This is a genomic window from Nostoc sp., from assembly GCF_036917455.1.
GTDB lineage: Bacteria > Cyanobacteriota > Cyanobacteriia > Cyanobacteriales > Nostocaceae > Nostoc.
This window is the reverse complement of the sequence record NZ_JBALDK010000232.1, coordinates 1-20,290: the sequence shown is the minus strand read 5'-3', so window position 1 is coordinate 20,290 and position 20,290 is coordinate 1. Positions and strand designations below refer to the sequence as shown.

Below are 20,290 nucleotides of genomic sequence, written 5' to 3'. Positions count from 1 at the left end.
GCCAGAGCGCAATTAGTCATATTAACCGATGACGATCGCTAGCCGCAAAGAATATTCTAGACTTTGACGACATAAGGGACTTGCAAAAAATAAAACATCACACATAGCGATTTTTATTTTAATGAAGTACAAGGTAGGGTAGCACAGCTAGCTGTGCTACCCTACGATGGAATGTTTTTTTACTAAAAGTACTTTAAGATAAGTATTTTAATCAAAAGTCAAGGTTCTTTAGTACCTAGTAAGCTAAATTTATCTGGGAAAATCTCAAAAAGCTTGCTATACATGGAAAATCAAGCTTATTTCTCAGATTATTTCTTAATATTGCCTCTTTCCCCTGTTCCCTGTTCCCTTCTAAAGCCAAAGTCAATGATTAAAGCAATAGTTGCCTTTCTCATCATTGGGCTGATTATCATCGGGATTTTAATCAATCCCATTCTAATCAAAAGGCGAAGAAACCGTCTCAAACATCGTCCTTTTCCCCCACTTTGGAATGCAATTATTGAGAATAATCTTCCCATTTACCTTTGTCTTTCTCCCGATGAGATCAGACGACTTCAAGGACATATTCAAGTATTTCTAGCAGAAAAACAATTTATTGGCTGTAGAGGATTACAAGTCACAGAGGAAATGAAAATAACCTTGGCTGCTATCGCCTGTTTACTCCTACTAAATGAACGTGGGCAGTACTTTCCCAGACTTCGTTCAATTCTGGTATATCCCAACGCTTATTTTGTGAAAGAAACAACTTCCGTTGGAAATTATGTTGTTGAAGAAAGGCGCGTAGCAAGACTAGGTGAATCGTGGACAACTGACCAATTAGTACTATCTTGGGAACAGGTGAAACAAGACACTAATTATTGGAGAGATGGACGTAATGTTGTGCTTCATGAATTTGCCCATCAGTTAGATCAAGAAGACGGTAAAGCTGAAGGAGTTCCGATACTGCAACACAACTCAGATTATCCTATGTGGGCAAAGGTAATGACAGAAGCCTATCAGCAACTTTGTAATGATGTTTCACAAGATGTAAAAACAGTAATGGATAGCTATGGTGCAACAAATCCCACAGAATTTTTTGCTGTAGCGACTGAGACATTTTTTGAGAAACCGCAGCAACTATTGTCCAAGCATCCGGCACTTTATGAGCAATTGCAACGTTACTATCAATTAGATCCTATGCAATGGGTGTGAGTTCGCGTTAAATAAGCAAGATAAAATTAGCTTCTTAGTAAGGATTTTAGTTCTATTTAAATGACTAAAGTTATTACTATAAATCTTAAAGGATTGTAAGAATTCAGTTTTTCATGATCAGAATCTTCAAAGCTACTGCTTCAGGAACAGGCATCACCGATAACCGATTTCCTTGTCTTACTAAGATTAACTCTTCAGCGTTAAACTTTTCTTGGAGTATTGATAGCAAAATAGGATTAGAAAAAGCCTCAACAAATTCTACTACAACTGTTTGCCAACGAGGGGATTCGGAAGTTGATTTCGGGTCGTAGTATTTACTTTTTGGCTGAAACTGAGTCGGGTCAGCAATATCTTTTTTGACGACACGCATTAACCCAGCAATACCTGGAAAATTAGTATTTGAATGGTAGAAAAAAGCTAAGTCTCCTTCCTGCATAAGGCGCAAAAAGTTGCGAGCTTGATAATTGCGAACACCGTCCCAAATAGTCTGGCTTTGCTGTTGAAGGTCAGCAATGCTGTAGGCTTCTGGTTCTGATTTCATTAGCCAATAATTCATCTATACACGCTATAAATATACAATTAACAATGGTTTTTTAGACAAGGAGCTTAAGCCCCTTATCTGAAATGGTCGCTGGATTTCTGTCAAGTTGTACTAGTGACTATTTAGCTTAACTACGGTAAGCTATGACAGCATAAAATGGATCTCCTCCAGCTGCACCCAACCACTGTAAGAAATTCGGTAATGTTGATTTATTAGCTATAACTTCTGGGGTTGTAAATCCTGGGACTGAGGCGAAGTACTCTTTGACTAATTCTACTCGCTGTGCTTCAGAAGCCTCCCGCCAAGCTTGAATTGCCTTTTCAAAAAACATCCGGTTAGAAAAGCTGATAATTGCCACACCCCCAGGTTTCAATATGCGGTAAATTTCAGAAAATACTGCTTCTGGATATTGCACATACTGCACAGATACGCAATTGAGAACAGCATCAAAATCTCCATCTGCTAAAGGTAGCTGCGGATTTTCGTTAAGATTTTGCACAAAGTAATGATTTAAGCGACTATTTCGTGCTAATTCCTCACTATTTAGTCCGTGTCCTTCCACATGGTCAAACTGCATCTTTTCTGGCAGATGAGACACCCAGCTGCTCATCATATCAAAAACGCGGGTGTTGGGTTTGAGGCGATCGCGATATAAATCCGTTAGCTGTTGAATAAATCCTTCATCGACATGAGTGACGAAGCGGGGATAGGCATAGAACAGCTTATCGTCTTTGTCGTCTAATTTCAGGCGTTGATTCGGTCTTAACTGCATAAATCTCTCTTTTGGAGTACTTTTTCGGAAAATTGCGGTAATTCCAGATATTTTTCAACAATCACTATGTAACATATTTTAATAACAGTAGGACACATAAACGAGTCTAGATAGCAGCATTCAATTTTATCAATTCAATGTTCTATAAATTACACTTTTTGCAGCATATTTGGCGACAAATCCGCCTAGTCGGATCGTTACCCTATCTGAGTTTGTTAGTTTGGATATTGCCCTTATTACTATTTACTTCTGGACACAATAGCCTGATAGCACATGATGAAGCACTTTATGCTTCGCGTGCCCGTTTGATGTTTGATTCTGGTAATTGGATAACTCCTTGGGAAAGGGCACATCATAAAACCCCCGGCCCTTATTGGTTAATTGCTAGTTTTTTTAACCTGTTTGGGATGAGTGATACTAGTGCGCGTATTCCTAGTATGATTGCTAGCATTTTTAGCTTATGGCTTGTATATGAAATAGGCAAAATTATGCTAGGCAAAAATTTGGCTTGGCTAGCTGCTGCAATTTTAAGTGTTGAATTTCTCTGGCTACAATACTCTCGCTTAAGTACACCTGATGTCCCGATGATTTTCTTAGTACTTTTAGCTATTTTATCTTTAATAAAAACGGAAATACACCCTAAATATCGCTACTTCTGGAGTTTTATAGCTGGTTTAACTTTAAGTTTAGGCTTCTTAGTTAGAAGCTTTATGATTTTTTTACCAATTATAGCTTTATTTCCTTATTTAATTTGGGAACATCACCGTCATCGGCATCTTAGTAATCCACTTTTGTACTTAGGTTTTTTCGTAGGTTTAATACCCACCTGCATTTGGCTATGGTTAAGTTGGTTGCACTACGGAAATCAGAGTTTTGAGGAGTTACTCAAGTTTGTTGTGCAGTTAGGTTCTGAGAATCAGAATCATAATACTCCACTATTCTATATGTGGAATATCCCCTTAAAATCATTTCCTTGGGCTTTTTTCGGGATTTTAGGTTTAGTTTTGATTCTCCGTCGTCCTATTTATCGCTACCAGTTAATATTAGTTGGTTTTCCAGTTGTCTTATTTTGTGAACTTAGTATTTTTACCACTCGTTTCCCTCACTATAGTCTTTGCCTTTATCCGTTCATTGCTTTATTGGCATCTGTGGGTTTAAATTGGCTAGGGAATATTTATCAGACAGGAATTCATCCCAAATTACCTATTGAAAAAGGTAATGGAATAAGGAATCTTCCTCGGAATCTCAGTTATGGCTTTGGTGGTTTCGGTATTTTGCTTGTTATAAGCAGTATTGGCATTCTTAATTGGGGGAATTCTGATATTCGCAGGTTTGCGACTATTACCTTGGTTATGGGCTTAGGTTGGTTAATTTTACCTGTGGTGTGGATTAGTCGTTACCACTTTGGCAAAAAGTTTCTCACAGCGCGTTACTGGATTGCAGCTTGGTTAATTCCTTGTTGGCTAGCTTTAGCGACGACGGGTAGCATAGGGCTGTTAAGTGACTATAACCCAGTTTTAAGAACTTTTTTACAACAAAGTGCGATCGCCTCAATTATCCAATCTCATCCTACCTACTATGTCAAAATAGATCAAAAAACCCAAGTTCTGCTTGAGTTCTATCTTCCTATTCATGTCCAACCAGTAGCCTCTATTTCGCAAATACCAGCTTTGAGCTATGCTTGGATCTATGCCGATCAATCCCCTAGATTATCTAGACCTCACCGCATCATCGGCACTGTTCAAGAGTATCAATTGATTCAATTTATTCCCTAAGACAGATGCAAAGCAACTATTGCTAAAAAAGACTAATCTATGTAAAATAGTACGCACACTAAGTATTTTGCTAAATGGTTTCTACATCAAATCATTCCCCAGCATTAGAGTCGTGGCAGCAAAATCTGGCACCATACAATTTGGGCTATAGAATCAAATTAGTCTCACAACTGCTCGGACGCAAGTTTACTGAGAGGCTAGAACCCTTTGGACTTACACCATTTCACTGGCTAGTATTGTGCTGTTTGTGGCAAGAAGACGGTTTACCTACTTCTAGTATTGGAGACAAACTCAAACAAGTAGGAGGGACTTTAACAGGTGTGCTAGATCGGATGGAGGAACGCGGCTTGGTGCGTCGAGAACGCGACACCAACGATCGCCGCATCTGGCGAATCTGGCTAACGGATGCAGGTAAAGAACTAGAAGCTATCTTACCGCCAATCGCCGCAGCAATTCGTGATGAAGCGATGGATGGTGTTTCCTTTGCAGATCGGGAAATATTTTCCCAAATCTTGAACCGGGCGATCGCGAATCTTTCCTAAAGATGATCTCATAATCACCCGACTGGGGGAGGTGCTGTAAAGATTTGTTTTGAGATAATATTACGCATACTAAGGAAATAACATTTTTTTCAGGAAATATTACGCATTCTAAATAAACGATTATCAATCAAATTATTGAACGACGAGGAAGCGAGGTAACAATCATGGGTGCTAATACTTTTAACGGACGCAACGGACACAAAACCCCAGTTTTAGAAAAAGAAGTGATTCCTGATTCAGAGACTTTAGAAATTCTGCCCGCAGAGACATCCGCAACAGCAGAAGCACCTGTTGTGACTCCTGAGATCGAGAAAGAAGTTCCAGCGAAACCAAAGCGAAAAAAACCGACTGGTTTGATTTTGGCAGGATTAGGCGTGGGTGCGATCGCCGCAGGTACTTTTGGTTATCACTATTGGCAATACGCTTCCACCCACCAGGAAACAGACAACGCCACTGTTGCAGGAAACATTCACCAAGTTAGTACCCGCATTCCTGGAACAGTGAGTGAGGTACTTGTAAATGACAACCAACTGGTGCAGCCTGGACAATTATTAGTCAAGTTAGATCCACGAGACTATGAAAGCAAGGTACAACAAGCAGCAGCAGCTTTAGAAAATGCGCGGGGACAAGCCCAAGCTGCCCAAGCAAATATTGCCTTAACTTCACAAACTACCACTGGTAAGACGACTCAAGCGCAGGGAGATGTTAGTAGTGCGGTAGCAGCAATTTCCACAGCCCAAGCAGCAGTACAAGAAGCCCAAGCGGGGATACCAGCTGCTCAAGCTGAAGTCAGACTAGCCCAAGCGGGGATACCAGCTGCCCAAGCACAGGTAGCACAAACAAATGCGAATTTGAAAAATGCCCAAGCAGATTACAATCGCTACAACCAATTGTATCAATCAGGGGCGATCGCTCGTCAGCAACTAGACACAGCTAAAGCAGCTTACGATGTGGCTACAGCCCAAAAAAATGCCGCCATTCAGGGAGTAGAACAAGCCCAAGCTAAATTAGCCTCTGCCAAAGTTGGTGTCGCCAAAGCCCAGTCTCAACTAGCGCAGGCGCAAGAAAATGTCACCAACGCCCAAGCTAAATTGGCAGCATCCAAGGGAGGATTGCAACAAGCTACCGCAGGTGGACAAGATACAACAGTAAAACGCAGTCAATACGAAGCAGCCAAAGCAGCGATCGCGCAATCAGAAGCATCGCTGAAAGATGCACAATTGCAACTATCCTACGTCAACGTTACCGCTCCTAGTGCCGGACGCGTAGGGAGAAAAAATGTAGAAGTTGGCAACCGCATCCAATCGGGAACACCATTAATGGCGATCGTAGATAACAACTATTGGGTAATTGCGAACTTCAAAGAAACCCAATTAGAAAAGATGCGCCCAGGAGAACTAGTAGAAATCAAGCTGGATTCTTTCCCTCATCACACCTTTATTGGTCGTGTTGATAGTCTTTCGCCAGCTTCCGGCGCTCAATTTGCCCTATTGCCACCGGATAATGCTACAGGTAACTTTACCAAAGTTGTCCAACGCATCCCAGTAAAAGTAGTTTTTGACCAAAAGAGCATTCAAGGGTACGAATCGCGGATTACTCCGGGGATGTCTGCGGAAGTTGCTGTGGAAGTCAAGTAATGTCAAATTGCGTGAAGGAGGCAGAAGGCAGTTCTGATAAAACTAGTTTCACAGCCAAGTATGAAAGAGGGACTGGGGACTGGGGACTTAAACCGCAAGCTGCCTCTGAGGGGATGGGGAGCAACGCGAAAAAGTGAGATCATCGTCTAATGAGCAGGGGGAGCAGGGGAGGCAGGGGGAGCAGGGGGAGTAAAGAAAAAATTATAGTATTTTTTACTACTAAAAAGCTGAAAAATATACTTAAATTATTTCTCTCCCCCTGCCTCCCCTGCCTCCCCTGCTTACTCACCTCACAAAATCGCATTGCTCCCGAGAGGATGTTTGAAAAGTCCGATTATAGGGATCAAAACGTTCTAGATCCCCCTAAATCCCCCAATTTATCGGGGGACTTTGATTCTTCCCCCTTTTTAAGGCTACGGTGTACATACATCTCTGTAACAAACCCAAAATCGTTGGAGATCCCCTTAAATCCCCCTTATAAAGGGGGACTTTAAGAGACTTTTGCCCCCCAATTTATCGGGGGGTTGGGGGGATCAAAAGCCTATGAGGCCACTCTCAAAGACTTGTGTGTACACCGTAGCCTTTTTAAGGGGAGCCAGCGCGGTCTTAGGGGTTTTCCCCATGAGCGACTGGCGTGGATTAGGGGGGATCGCTAAGTGCCTAAAATCACGGCGAAATGCTTGTTTATCCTTTGAGGGTGGTAACGGAGCGTTCCGCACAGAAGTGTAGTATTTCTCCAGCAACAACTGCTTTCTTGTGTTGTTAAAAACAGATGAAAAACCTCTTTCTATCTATGACATTCTCCTACATCTATAGCGAGGCGTATAAAGATGAGGTGAAATGATATTTGTGAGAGGAGATTGGTATAAAAGAAACCTGATATGAAAAAACTGTTATTACCTGCGTTGAGATCAAAAAACTACCAGTTGTTTTTTGCCGGACAAGGTATTTCCCTAATTGGGACATGGATGACGCAACTTGCAACGATTTGGCTAGTTTATGACTTGACAAATTCCCCATTAATGCTAGGAGTTGTAGGATTTTCGAGTCAAATTCCTAGCTTTTTTTTAGCTCCCTTTGGTGGAGTATTTGTAGATCGATTTTCTCGGTATCGTACCTTAATTGGTACACAAGTCTTGGCGATGATTCAATCGTTAACATTGGCAGTGCTGGCGCTGACTGGTGTGATTCAGGTATGGCACATTATCGCCTTGAGTTTGTGTCAAGGATTTATTAACGCCTTAGATGCGCCAGCCCGCCAAGCATTTGTGCCAGAACTGGTTGAACGCAGAGAAGATTTAGCCAATGCGATCGCCATTAACTCTACCACGATCAACGGGGCGCGATTGATTGGCCCTGCGATCGGAGGTTTATTAATTGCCAGTGTTGGAACTGGCTATTGTTTTTTAATAGATGGTTTGAGTTATATTGCTGTCATCGCCGCTTTATTGGCAATGAAAGTTAAACCTTGGAAATATGTGGTATCTGATGGGAATCCCTGGCAAAAAGTCAAAGAGGGATTTGTATATGCCTTTAGCTTTCCACCGATCCGCTCGATTTTGTTGCTATCAACTTTAGTTAGCCTTATGGGGCTACAAAATACTATTTTAGTCCCAGTTATTGCAGAACAAGTTCTCAAAGGTGGTGCAGAAACCTTGGGGTTTTTAATGGCGGCATCTGGAGTTGGAGCCTTAACTGGTGGTATTTATCTAGCTACGCGTCAAACAATCTTAGGAATTGGTAATTTGATTGCCTTAGCTCCAGCAATTTTAGGAACTGGTCTAATTGCCTTTTCTTTCTCTCGATTTTTACCACTCTCTTTATTTACAATGTTATTTGTTGGCTTAGGTACTATTCTGCAAATTGCTGCTAGCAACACATTTTTACAAACAATTGTTGAGGATGACAAACGTGGGCGATTGATGAGCTTATACACAATGTCATTTTTAGGGATGATTCCCATAGGTAATTTGTTAGGTGGTATATTAGCAAGTCATATTGGTGCTACGAACACTTTAATTATTGATGGCATAGCTTGTATTTTAGGCTCTATATTTTTTAGCAGACAGTTGCCTGGTTTAAGGCAAATAATGCGTCCGATTTATGAGCATAAGGGCATTGTAATAAGTCATAAAGCTTAGGATAAAAATTGCCAAAACATGGTATAAGATTTAATAATAATTTTGTTACTTAACCTTGGAACTGGAACACACTATGACTAATACAGGTGTAATTCATCAGCAAGGGCAAAATCCTGCTGTACCGCCAGAACGCGTACCGCTAAGAACCTGGATTGGTGTATTAGCCAGTATGCTTGGTGCATTTATGGCGGTATTAGATATTCAAATAACTAATGCTTCGCTGCAAGATATTCAAGCAAGTTTAGGAGCAACTCTAGAAGAAGGTTCTTGGATTTCTACGGCGTATCTAGTAGCAGAAATTGTGGTAATTCCTCTAACGGGATGGTTATCACGAGTGTTTTCTCTGCGGCGTTACCTGTTAGTGAATACTGCATTATTTATTTTCTTTTCTATATGCTGCGCTTGGGCGTGGGATCTCAATTCCATGATTTTATTTCGCGCTTTACAAGGTTTTAGTGGAGGAGTATTAATTCCCACCGCTATGACAGTTGTATTAACTACTTTACCCCAATCTAAGCAATCAGTGGGACTGGCTGCATTTGGTTTTAGTGCAGTTTTTGCCCCTTCAATTGGCCCGACGATAGGAGGTTGGTTAACAGAAAATTTTGGTTGGGAATACAACTTTTATATAAATGTAATACCAGGGGTATTAATGCTAGCTGGCGTTTGGTACGGAATTAAGCAAGAACTACCCCAAATTAATTTACTGAAGCAAGGTGATTGGTGGGGAATTATTGCGATGGCGATTGGGTTAGGTTCCCTGCAAGTTGTTTTAGAAGAAGGTAGCCGCAAAGATTGGTTTAGTTCAGCATTGATTGTGCGTTTAAGTATAGTAGCAGCAATTTTTATAGCGCTATTTTTTTTCATAGAGTTAACTCGTAAACAACCATTTATAAATTTGCGACTTGTACTTCGGCGTAACTTTGGTTTAGCCAGTATTGTTAATGTGTCGCTAGGGGTAGGATTGTATGGTTCAATTTATATTTTACCATTGTATCTTGCCCAAATTCAAAAATATAGTGCGCTGCAAATTGGTGAAGTATTAATTTGGGCTGGGATTCCCCAACTATTTATTATTCCTTTAATACCCAGACTGATGCAACGTATTGATGTGCGTTTAATGGTGGCTGTTGGTGTGACTTTGTTTTCCATCAGTGCATTTATGAACTCTGGAATGACCAATGAAACTGGATTAGAGCAATTACGATGGTCGCAATTTGTCCGAGCAATGGGGCAACCCCTAATTATGGTACCACTTAGTTCTATCGCCACTGCTGGTTTGAGTCCAAAAGAAGCAGGATCGGCAAGTGGTTTATTTAATATGATGCGGAATATGGGCGGTTCTATAGGAATTGCATCTTTAGCAACTTTGTTAACTAACAGAGAGCAATTTCACTCGAATAGATTGGGTGATGGAATATCTTTATATAACCCAGAAACTCAACAACGAATTGACCAAATGACGCAGTATTTTGTCAGTAAGGGAGCAGATTTAAACACCGCTCAAAATCAGGCGATCGCATCCATTTCTAACATTGTCCGCAGAGAAGCATTTGTGATGGCTTTTAACGATTGTTTCTATTTTATTGGGATCGCATTATTGCTCAGTGGACTTGCCGTTTTATTTTTCAAAAAGGTTAAGCCAAGTGGTAACGCTGTCGCTCATTAAATTTGTTTAAGGACAGTGGGGAGTTTACCCTTAGAGGTTGTTTGAAAAGTAGTTTGTTGTAATTTTAATCATATTCTTACTCCCCTTGTAAAGGCTACAGTGTACACACAAGTCTTCTAGAGTTGCCTCATAGGCTTTTGATCCCCCCAACCCCCCGATAAATTGGGGGGCAAAAGCCTCTTAAAGTCCCCCTTTTTAAGGGGGATTTAGGGGGATCTCCAACGATTTTGGATTTGTACAAAGATGTGTGTACACCGTAGCTTGTAAAGGGGGGTAACAACAAAAATCCGGTTCCCTCCCCAATACATACTGGGAGGGTTAGGGTGGGGTAAAAAATATTTGATGCATTCATTATGACTTTTCAAACAACCTCTTATGAAAAAGAACAAGAAGTGCATTTAGCTAGCGTTGATTTTCGTTGTGCGATCGCAGAAACATATGAAGATGTGACACTTGCAGAAAATAGCAATAAGAATTGACTATTGGAGAGATGTAAGGGATTTCCAAGGAATAAATTATGCCAAAAAACGAACCACAGAGACGCAGAGAACACAGAGAGAAGAGATGAAGAGGATTTATGTGTCAGTCAGTTTTGGAATATTTTTTTATTTGGAAGTCCCTAGACGGTAATATTGCATTACCTGAATATAAGTTAAAATGCCAATTTAATAAGCATCTAACTCGGCAATTTTCAAACAATCGTTAACAATCCTTCTTTGAGCAAACGGCGTACCAACACGATTTTGCTATTGTCGCTGGCAAAGTCGGGCAGCGATTTGATGGGAAATGCAGCTTTTGACTCAACAATGAAGCGGAAGGCTGGCTCTACATAGGCTGGCGCTTCAACTCTGTTTTGAGGAAATTGAATCATCACTGCATCCCCTTTCGTGACGGTTGTACAAATCATTCCTTGGCGTTTAACAACGAGGGTATCCAAGTCAATTTGTTGCAACTCGTCCAATTTACTGAAATGGCTATCTGCTAGTGGAGACAGTGAGCCAATAAACTTAATCGTCAGCCGTTCAACCGCATCGTCAATGTCGGCGCTACTAGCAAAGGTTTTGAGTAAATCTGTCAATTGATTTTTGGTCTGCATTCTGGCATCATTTTCACGCAGAAAGCTAACGGGAACTGCTTTGCGAAATTCAACATTTTGCTGCACAATCGATGTCAAAGCTTCCTGAATCAAGTCAACCCAGCGATAAACAGGGATACCAACGGTGAGATGAAGTGAGGAAGTATCCAAAGTCTTAACTTCATGCACAAAACCACGCGGGATATATAACAAGTCACCGGCCTTGAGTTCAACTTCATGAGTGGGCGCGTTCAGTTGTTCCCGCAGTACTTCTTGTGGTAATCGTCGAGCATCTTCAGGCAAAGGCAAATCCCAGTAAGAATTATATGTGCGCCAGAGTTTAGTTCCAGAAAGTTGGAGAACAAAAACATCGTGTGTATCAAAGTGGGGAGGAAATCCTTGAGCAGTTTTAGGGGTTAAGTAAAGATTGACATTTGCGGGATGATTGAGATATTGTTCCAGATTTCTGCAAAGTATGGCGATCGCTTCCCAATGCTGTTGCAGATGAAAAAGACACAAAGTATTGCCTTGATTATAGGCATCATAAAATTGATAAATACTAGGAGATGCGTTGGGATCGATAGACCCTTTCCCCCCTGATTTATTCCCTTGATTGGACAAATCCTCTGCCCATTTCGATACCTTAAAGTCAGAATAGCGAATGCCAGTAAAGCGAATCAGAGAGTCAAGATCCTTCATGGAAAACAGACCTGAATAGTAATCTGTGTCTTCTCTTGAAACAACAAGGCATTGCCGCTCCCAGTATTCTTTGAAGAAGGTTACGGTATTGATAGGTTGAATTAATTTCTCAAAATCAAAGTTAGGGCTAAACATAAGCTTTATTTACAGGCGGGTTTGCAGTTTTTTCACAAATTCTTCTGGTTCGCTAAAATCTAGCCAAAAAGCCACTTGGGTAAGGTTACATCCCTGTGGAAAGGCATTTTCCTGATACCAGTTTCTCAATTCAGCTTCCCCAGGATCGCTTTGTGTTCGTTCAGCCAACTGAATTTTGCTTAAAATTGGATAAAATCCAGACAGCCTTAAGGCATCGGGAAGAAAGCACTCACTGACTGGAAAATAGTTGCTCATACCTCGCCCCCACCATCGAGGTACATTCACAAATCCCTCTAGCCGCGCGATCGCTTCCATCATCTGAGAAAATTCAGCTTGAGTGAAGGAATTACTTGATAGCCAAGCTGGAAATTCAGCCTCGTTAGTAACTCCCCTTTCTTGGAAAAAATGTTGCGTAATTTTTTGAGTAATGCTAATTCTCAAACTCGCTTCCGATTGGCTGTTTGTCTGTTCGGCTAAAGCCCAAAGGATGGCAACCTGACGGTATAACCTACGTTCACAACTCGCTATTATTTGTTCAACACTACTCTCTTCCTTCGCCCAGGAGATATCTTTACCAACAATCGTCAGGATGAATTGATGCAGTTGCTCTACCTGTTTGGCAAAGGCATCATGTTTGCTATGAAGTTTGAGCAATGCCTGAATCCTACCCAAACGTTCAACCAGTGCTGGTTCTAACTCTAGTTCATTAAGAGAATTCAAACCCAATATTTGAGAATTGTAAACGTCAGCTAAATCAGCTTCGGAGGGTTGCAGGTTCTTTTGTTGGGCTACAGCATCACACCAACGCAGTAGCCCAGCAAGATTACGCAATTGAATATAAACCTTACCTAAAAACCTGGCTTCCTGGGATACTTTTTCAGCCAGAGGCAGCCAGGAATATGTTGTCCGTAATGGACGGATAGCAACTCTGGCTTGAAGTTCCTCGATAAAAATGGACTTATTGAGTTGAAATACCTGGTTATTAGCAGCAGTGCGATCGCTTTCTCCAACCATAGCCGCCAGATGTTTCAGCAGTCCAACGGCATCTAACTGTTTTTGATCTACATAACCGCCATTTTGCACAAATTCCCAAAACTGGGCTAAAACCTGGCGATCGCCCCCCCGCACCTCGGCATCAGCCACTGCTTGCCTCAAATGTCGTTGAGTGAAGAACTGCCGTTTGGCACAATTGATAATTAAATTAGCGATCGCCACATCAATAATGTTTTTCTCTACCGCCAGGTTAACTGTGGCGCGGATGTTTACTAAGGCATCAGTCAAGGGTTGGAACTGGGATTCAGGATTGCTATGTAAAATCGCCACTTCATCATCCCCGATGTACCGTCCCTCTCGGTAGGCTGCAAAAATAGCTCCAAATCCCTCCATGCCAAAGGCTTCTAGTTCGGCGGCTCGGAGTGCGCCCATGCTACTGGCCCCAAATACTCGCACTCCTGCTTCTAATGCCCAGAGAATCTCTTTATGCCAAACTGAAGCGCTTTGGTCAAAAAAACCGTCAATAATGGCAATTACACGCGGCTGTAACCGCAGACAGGCAAGAATATCGCCACAACGCACAGGAGCAAAGTAACGACCTGGTAAAATTTGACTGGCTTGGCTAACAGATAGGGTAGGGCCAAGAAAGATGAGAATTTGACTAGGTTCCAAAGAATTCGAGTGCATATTAAATTTTACAAAGACGAAGGGAGATGCATACCCGGCACAATCACATGAACTACTGGAATGCCATACTCCGGTCGCGTATGATTGACGAAGACAGCTTGGTTAAATCCCTGGGTACTCAGACAATCGAGAATTTGTTGAATTTCTTCTGCAAAGGTTGAAGTAAAGGCCAATTCAGGCTGAGTTTCAAAATCAATCAGGGTAGCGATCGGTCTTTTGCTGCTAGACTTCATCGCTGGGCTACCTGGCAGCCTGATGCGTCCAAGGGCATAACTATCTGGATGAATGTCATCTCGACTACCTGCAATAACCGTTACTCGTGACTGAGCCGCTTCAGTAATCGCCCGTGCTAAGGCTATTTCTTTGGAACTGTGGCATCCCCAGCCTGCTGCTGTGGGTCGTCCATGCCAGTTTTCGCTGTCACTAATCAAGCATTTATAAGTAGGTATCCCGATAGTCGAGGTTAAGTCAGTAATCACGGTTATCGCCCCGGCAAGTTTAACTTGATGGAGTAAGGATTGCAATAAAGGAGACTGGATGGTTTGACTATCAACCAAGCAGTTAATCCGCTCCTCCAGAGGAAAACGCCACCAACGCCACTCAGCTTCGCGTTCAATGACTTCAAACAATCCATGAGCGATCGCTTCTAGTAAATGGTTTCCTGATGCTAGTCCATTGCTAGAAGTGCTGAAAAGATGAGTATCACGTTTTTCAGTTGTGGTGTCTAAATCAAGATATGCCTGTGGTACGTAAACAGGTTCGCCCGTAAATAGATCGGTTCCACAAATCCAATCTAACGGCAGATCGGGATGATAAGACTGCGATCGCTTACCTGGCTCTAAAACGCTAGGATCGATTGCTTGGTGATGTCGGCACACCTCTTTATAGGAAGCAACCATTTCTGGTTCTAGAAGGTTTTCTGCATGATAAGACTCCACAGATTCCATCGCCGCCGAGATCGTTGCCAGCAGAAGCGAAATTCCCTTGCCTTGAGAACCAGAGAAGGCTTTTCCGTTAGGACGAATCGCTTGAGCGACAGGAATACCAATGCAGTCAAGACCAGTAATGTCTGCAACACGCGTGATGCCGAAAACAGTCAGAAGTTCTTGTAACTTCTCCCAAGTAGAATTGGGTTCTTCAGCCCGAAACGTGCCATTAAGATTCAGCTTAGGAGCATTCAGATTTTGCCACATTCGCTTATTTTGTTCTCCAATCATTACCGTGAGTACTAATAAATACTCGCATTTTAATGCATCTCAGTGATTTGCAGTATGTGTTATTAAGCACGCACCGTATTAAGTCATCATTAGTGCTTTGGAAAATTGCGATATCAAAACCATTCTAGTAAAAGGTTAGCGTTGCCCAAAAAAGATGAATTGAAAACTAACTTTTTATCAGACTGGTGTTGTTGTTAATACTACTTTATTAAATAAAATTTAGGCATCTTCATTTGTTTCTTTGGAAATGCCTCAAGATTTATTCAGATAGGCGTTGCATTACAATATTAATATGAATTAAAGTGAATTCTGATAGCCATCAGATTTTCACTTGGACATATAATATGCCAAGCTAAACCGAGAGCACAAATACTAATTTTAGATATTTGGCTCATCGCTATCAGAAAACACTGTGCTATTTCAAAGGCAAAAAACACTGAGAAAGTCTCTTTGATGTCACTGCGCTATCTCAAATATTATTCTGTCCTTTTGCCAGCAGAAAACATATCTTTATTTAGCAACGCCCTCAGTCACAACGTTCATTTGTAGTGATACTAAAAGCCTGAAACGAAGGCTACCAGCAGCACATAACTGTCTCTTTCACTGTGGATGAAGCCATTCCTCCAGCTACACTTTCTAATTCATCTTCTGATAATTCTCGGTTAGCTGGTCTTGCTTTAATACCGTTAACGCTATTAATAGATCGGATATTCACAGATGGAGAAGCAGTTGACAAACCTAGAACCTTTCTTTCAGCAGAAACCATTACAGATTTAACGTCATCAGCGTTAAATTCAAAACCATTTGATTCACCTTGCTCGACAGCGATTCTTGTAAATTCACCTGCTTCCGTAGCATCCAAAGCCTCACGCAACTGAGAATTGCTTGGTTGCGCTAAAAAACTTTCATAGTATTCGACAAAACTTTGCTGAGACATTTTGAACTCTCCTTAAGATAAGATACTTGGCTTTATACTTTGGCATCTCGAAATAGATAACTAAATCTGAAGCCAAGCGATTAACTTCAAAAGTATTATTCCTGAACCGCTAGGCGACAAAACAGCTATATACCAAAGTTTTAGTATTGTTCAATACAATAATTACTTAAAATATGGTCAAGTGTCTAGAGCGTTTTGATAAAATTTTGTAACTAATAAAACATTCTTTTTGTATCTTGAGATACAAAAAATAACATTGGAATTGACAAAGTAGTGCTGCTTGAACCTTAAAATATTAGATCCACCAATTTCCATTTCTCCTTCATGGCCCCATCACACCAAAAAATGCATCATCGATGCATTTTTTGGTGTTAAAAAATACTCAGTATTGTATGCCTTGGCAAGGCTTCTAGAACGCTTACTGTTTTTAGGTTGTATTCATCCCGTTTCTACAGGCGTTGAACCCTTGTAAGTAGTTTGACATTGTGTAATTAATTCTGGCGTTGCTGAATTAAGGGATGATTCTTGTGGGGCGGGCATCCTGCCCGCCCAGAAATACAAGGGACGGGCAAGATGCCCATCCCACAAATGAATAATTTATTTCTTGGAAAGCCCTTAGCAAGGCATTAAAGCATTTAGTCTCCCCAGTACTGTCATATCTTCTGCATCTAACTCCGACGGAATACCACTGCGAATCAATTCCGAAAAATCTTCATTGGGAACCATAACGGTTAGCGTATACAAGCGAGTCGAACCAGTATTTTTAATCAAATGAGTCCCGGTGGGAGGTACTAATAAACTATCTCCAGTTTTGATCGTGGCACTCTTGCCGTCACACATAGCGATCGCTTCCCCTTTGAGGACAAAAAACATTTCCACCGCCCACTGATGGCGATTTGGCGGTGTTTGTCCTCCAACATCAAAAATTTCTATACAGCAAGTCAAGGAAGTATTAGCATTTATCGAATCGAAGATAATAGCTAATCGATTAGAGTCATTGGGACTAATGCGATATACTTGGTAATCTTTAGGAGATTTGATAACCGGAATTACACAACGAGTAGCGTACATTTATTTATCCCCTCTAAAGTTATCGATGGGTATGAAAATTTCTAAAATCCCAGCCTTGAATATTGAGTTGTATATCTAAACGCTCAAATCACTAATTACTAAACACGAAATATTCCTTAGTCAGCCAATTTTTAATTTGAGATTGAAGGAAAACCTAAAATATAAAATCGAATTACTCCTCACTCTTTTGCAGCGCTGTGAAAATTTTTTGGGAGTCAGTGACAAAACCGAAGCATTGTTTAACATTGTACAATGTCGCTAGCCAACAATATTCAGGCGAAGTAGTAGCGCTACAATCTTTAACTAACACGCAGTCATATCCTAAAAAGTTGGCATCACATAAGGTAGCTAGCACACATTGATCGGCATTAACACCAGCAAAAAATAATGTTGTACTTCCCAGATTCCGCAAGATACTATCTAATGGGGTATCCCAGAACGCACTCATGCGGTATTTGTCCACACGAATGTCTTCGGGAAGCTGTTCTAGTTCGTCTACTACTGCTGCGGCCCAACTACCTGCCATCAGTACTCTAGCACCATTGCTTGGCAGTGGATCGCCTAATCCTACACCTGCCCCTGTAGGGTTATAGACATGGCGCGAACTAGCACTAATATTGAGCAAGTCGGGACGATTCCCCCAATTTACCCAAATTACTGGCACACCCGCCTCACGGAGTTCTGGAAGTAAGTTATTTAAAGGTTCAATAGGCTGACGCGCCGGAGTGACATCCACGCCAATATGCGCTAACCAGCCATCAGGGTGACAGAAGTCGTTTTGCATATCAATGACGAGGATGGCAGCTTTTGCCAAGTCTAGGCGCAGGGTTTTAGTATCTGTTGATAAAATAACGGGTTGTGAGGTCTTTTGAGGACGGGTGATATCTGCGATCGCATCATTCACTGTCCACGCATTTGGTGAGACTCCCAATGTCCGTAATGGTAAATTCATAAAATTGCAATACCCAATACCATTTTCTATCTTGTAACTTGAAATTCAATTCAAAATACAATTACTTAATCAAGGTTAAATATGGTAAATTTCACCATTCAGAATGTTTTAATTGCCGCCGATGATGATTATGCAACTGTAGATGTACAGATTGTAGATGGTGCAATCGCAGCTATTGCCCCTAATCTACCAGTAATCGGCACTGCCATTGATGGCAAAAATAAGCTTTTATTACCTGGCTTTTTCAACGCCCACACTCACTCATCAGAGATGTGGCAACGCGGAATCATGTCAGCTTTGCCTTTAGAATTATGGTTGGCGGAATTATATGATTTTGCTCCCCTAGATCCTGAAGAGGTTTATCTCAGCGCCTTGGGTACTGCGGTAGAAACTTTACTTTCCGGCGGTACAAGTGTAGTAGATCACTTGGTATTAATTCCCGGACTTGAGTTAGAAACGATCGCCATTGCAACTCGCGCTTACCGAGAAGTTGGAATTCGGGCCTTTATCGCCCCCTTAATTCAAGATGAATCCCTCAGCGCAGGTATCCCATCAGGGGAATCAGCAAAAACTCATGAACCTTATTTTCGCTCAACTGCGGCAACATTAGAAATTATCGAAGAGGCGGTGAGACAATTTCATCGCCCAGATGAGGGTATAAATATTTTAGTTGCACCAACAGGGATACAACTATGTACTGATGCTTTATTTGTGGGATGTACTGAGTTAAGCGATCGCTATAATCTTTGTCGTCACTCCCATTTACTCGAAACCAGGGCACAGGAAAAACTCGCCCAAGAAAAGTATGGTTGTACTGCCGTGGAACATTTAAAAAAAATCGGATTTTTGAGCGATCGCACAACACTAGCCCATTGTGTATGGTTAAATGATACTGATATCGCCATCCTCGCCGAAACTCAATCTACAGTTGTTCACAACCCCTTAAGTAATTTACGTTTAGGCAGTGGCATTGCCCCAATTTTAAAATATCGTCAAGCTGGAGTAAATGTAACTTTTGGTTGCGATGGTGCTTCTAGTAACGACTCCCAAGATTTGTTAGAAGCTATAAAAATTGGTTCTATATTGCACAACGTTACAGATTTAGATTATCAGCACTGGATTACACCCCGACAAGCAGTAGAAATGGCATCTTTAGGAGGTGCGAAAGGACTGGATGTTGCAGATATTCTCGGTTCTATTACTATAGGAAAACAAGCAGATTTAGTACTTTATGACCTCACCAATTTATCATTACTTCCTCGTACAGATCCCATTGGCTTATTAGTTTTAGGTCGTCCTACTAATGTTGTTGATAGTGTTTGGGTTAACGGTAAGCAAATTGTTGCCGATGGGAAAGTAACAACAATTAACGTTGATGAATTGCGACAAGAATTATTTCACCGTAGTCAATGGGAAACAAAACGCAAGTCTAAAACCGTCGCTCAATTTGAGCTTCATTATCGCACGGTTATGGGGTTGTAAAATATAAATAAGCAAGTATGAAATTATCAATATCTACAACCCGCTACGTGTACGTATAACATTTGCTCATTAGACTTCTTGCATAAGTCGGGAAAAGGGGAAGGGGGAAAGGTTCTGTATTGTCCCCTTCCCCTTTAACCTTTACCCTTTTCCCACCTCTTGCAAAAGTGCTTTTTGCAAAAGGTCTAGTGAAGACTTATGTCAAGTTGGCATAACGCGCTTTGAAGAGTGAGCAGTAGTTTGGTATACTCTTGTTTAAGATAATCGGAACCTTGAAAATTTAATATTGCGTTTCCTAGTGAAAGTTAAAGTGTTGTTTTTTACCCTGCACACGCAAATTTTTCGCGGGGGTATGCCAATGCCTGAAACCCTGATTCTTTCGTTGACCCCCGCGAATCGCTTACTGCGTAATGCGTTGAAATGTCTATATTAGTGGTTGATTGTCATTAATATATGCTTATTGACAGTAAAATTAGACCCCCCGCGAAAATAGTACTTTAAAACCCAGTCGTAGTAAGTGTTATAGAAGGGTAGGGTTTTAAAATCATTACCCCTCACGGGGATGGAAACCAAAGCGTAAACTTTATTGTATGCTCTTGAAAGTTGTTTTAAAATCATTACCCCTCACGGGGATGGAAACCATTAGCCTTTGATTTGTCAACCACCAGATTTAGCTGGGTTTTAAAATCATTACCCCTCACGGGGATGGAAACCTGTTACAATTACAGCGTCCTTTACTATCTATCCACATTGTTTTAAAATCATTACCCCTCA

18 protein-coding genes are annotated in these 20,290 nt (G+C 41.3%); 10 read left to right on the top strand and 8 right to left on the bottom strand.

Features of this window, described 5'->3' with window-relative positions:
- Positions 1-366 precede the first annotated feature (366 nt).
- Positions 367-1,191, top strand: coding sequence for a M90 family metallopeptidase (locus tag V7K42_RS25885; protein WP_334920166.1), 825 nt, complete (start codon positions 367-369; stop codon positions 1,189-1,191).
- A gap of 103 nt (positions 1,192-1,294) precedes the next feature.
- Here the strand turns inward: V7K42_RS25885 and V7K42_RS25880 are convergent, their stop codons facing one another.
- Positions 1,295-1,747: an EVE domain-containing protein gene (locus V7K42_RS25880; RefSeq protein ID WP_334920164.1), complete on the bottom strand. Its 453-nt coding sequence runs from the start codon at positions 1,745-1,747 to the stop codon at positions 1,295-1,297.
- 112 nt (positions 1,748-1,859) lie between these two features.
- Positions 1,860-2,504, bottom strand: coding sequence for a class I SAM-dependent methyltransferase (locus tag V7K42_RS25875; RefSeq protein WP_334920162.1), 645 nt, complete (start codon positions 2,502-2,504; stop codon positions 1,860-1,862).
- A gap of 137 nt (positions 2,505-2,641) precedes the next feature.
- On the opposite strand from V7K42_RS25875, the gene V7K42_RS25870 reads away from it, so the two are divergent.
- The 7 genes from V7K42_RS25870 to V7K42_RS25840 all read left to right on the top strand — a co-directional run bounded on the left by V7K42_RS25870 (position 2,642) and on the right by V7K42_RS25840 (position 10,747).
- The gene (locus V7K42_RS25870) at positions 2,642-4,279 is read left to right on the top strand and encodes an ArnT family glycosyltransferase (protein WP_334920159.1); all 1,638 of its coding nucleotides are present in this window, start codon (positions 2,642-2,644) and stop codon (positions 4,277-4,279) included.
- Positions 4,280-4,353: 74 nt separating this feature from the next.
- A complete protein-coding gene (locus tag V7K42_RS25865; protein ID WP_094329242.1) occupies positions 4,354-4,821 on the top strand; it encodes a MarR family winged helix-turn-helix transcriptional regulator in 468 nt (155 codons plus the stop codon).
- Between the two features lie 164 nt (positions 4,822-4,985).
- Complete coding sequence (locus V7K42_RS25860; protein ID WP_334920157.1) at positions 4,986-6,458, top strand: HlyD family secretion protein; 1,473 nt, start codon at positions 4,986-4,988, stop codon at positions 6,456-6,458.
- On the top strand, positions 6,458-6,595 hold the full coding sequence (locus V7K42_RS25855) for a hypothetical protein (RefSeq protein WP_334920155.1): 138 nt from the start codon (positions 6,458-6,460) through the stop codon (positions 6,593-6,595). Before V7K42_RS25860 ends, V7K42_RS25855 begins: the two co-directional genes overlap by 1 nt.
- Positions 6,596-7,339: 744 nt before the next feature.
- The gene (locus tag V7K42_RS25850; protein ID WP_334920152.1) at positions 7,340-8,599 is read left to right on the top strand and encodes an MFS transporter; all 1,260 of its coding nucleotides are present in this window, start codon (positions 7,340-7,342) and stop codon (positions 8,597-8,599) included.
- Between the two features lie 73 nt (positions 8,600-8,672).
- Entirely contained in the window at positions 8,673-10,268 is a 1,596-nt protein-coding gene (locus V7K42_RS25845; protein ID WP_334920150.1) for a DHA2 family efflux MFS transporter permease subunit, read from the top strand.
- A gap of 353 nt (positions 10,269-10,621) precedes the next feature.
- Positions 10,622-10,747 carry a hypothetical protein gene (locus V7K42_RS25840; RefSeq protein WP_334920148.1) on the top strand — a complete coding sequence of 42 codons (126 nt, stop codon included), beginning with the start codon at positions 10,622-10,624 and terminating at the stop codon, positions 10,745-10,747.
- Between the two features lie 212 nt (positions 10,748-10,959).
- Here the strand turns inward: V7K42_RS25840 and V7K42_RS25835 are convergent, their stop codons facing one another.
- The 4 genes from V7K42_RS25835 to V7K42_RS25820 all read right to left on the bottom strand — a co-directional run bounded on the left by V7K42_RS25835 (position 10,960) and on the right by V7K42_RS25820 (position 16,011).
- Positions 10,960-12,177, bottom strand: coding sequence for a cupin domain-containing protein (locus V7K42_RS25835; RefSeq protein ID WP_334920146.1), 1,218 nt, complete (start codon positions 12,175-12,177; stop codon positions 10,960-10,962).
- 9 nt (positions 12,178-12,186) lie between these two features.
- On the bottom strand, positions 12,187-13,857 hold the full coding sequence (locus V7K42_RS25830) for a TfuA-like protein (protein ID WP_334920144.1): 1,671 nt from the start codon (positions 13,855-13,857) through the stop codon (positions 12,187-12,189).
- A gap of 8 nt (positions 13,858-13,865) precedes the next feature.
- Positions 13,866-15,074, bottom strand: a complete 1,209-nt coding sequence (locus V7K42_RS25825; protein ID WP_334920143.1) for a YcaO-like family protein — start codon at positions 15,072-15,074, stop codon at positions 13,866-13,868.
- Between the two features lie 574 nt (positions 15,075-15,648).
- The gene (locus tag V7K42_RS25820; RefSeq protein ID WP_334920141.1) at positions 15,649-16,011 is read right to left on the bottom strand and encodes a hypothetical protein; all 363 of its coding nucleotides are present in this window, start codon (positions 16,009-16,011) and stop codon (positions 15,649-15,651) included.
- A gap of 280 nt (positions 16,012-16,291) precedes the next feature.
- On the opposite strand from V7K42_RS25820, the gene V7K42_RS25815 reads away from it, so the two are divergent.
- Positions 16,292-16,483 carry a hypothetical protein gene (locus V7K42_RS25815; protein WP_334920139.1) on the top strand — a complete coding sequence of 64 codons (192 nt, stop codon included), beginning with the start codon at positions 16,292-16,294 and terminating at the stop codon, positions 16,481-16,483.
- Positions 16,484-16,626: 143 nt separating this feature from the next.
- Here V7K42_RS25815 and V7K42_RS25810 read toward each other — a convergent pair whose 3' ends face one another.
- The gene (locus V7K42_RS25810) at positions 16,627-17,082 is read right to left on the bottom strand and encodes a cupin domain-containing protein (RefSeq protein ID WP_334890673.1); all 456 of its coding nucleotides are present in this window, start codon (positions 17,080-17,082) and stop codon (positions 16,627-16,629) included.
- Positions 17,083-17,254: 172 nt separating this feature from the next.
- Positions 17,255-18,034 carry a cysteine hydrolase family protein gene (locus tag V7K42_RS25805; RefSeq protein WP_334920137.1) on the bottom strand — a complete coding sequence of 260 codons (780 nt, stop codon included), beginning with the start codon at positions 18,032-18,034 and terminating at the stop codon, positions 17,255-17,257.
- Positions 18,035-18,115: 81 nt separating this feature from the next.
- On the opposite strand from V7K42_RS25805, the gene V7K42_RS25800 reads away from it, so the two are divergent.
- Entirely contained in the window at positions 18,116-19,516 is a 1,401-nt protein-coding gene (locus V7K42_RS25800; protein WP_334920135.1) for an amidohydrolase, read from the top strand.
- Positions 19,517-20,290: the final 774 nt, after the last annotated feature.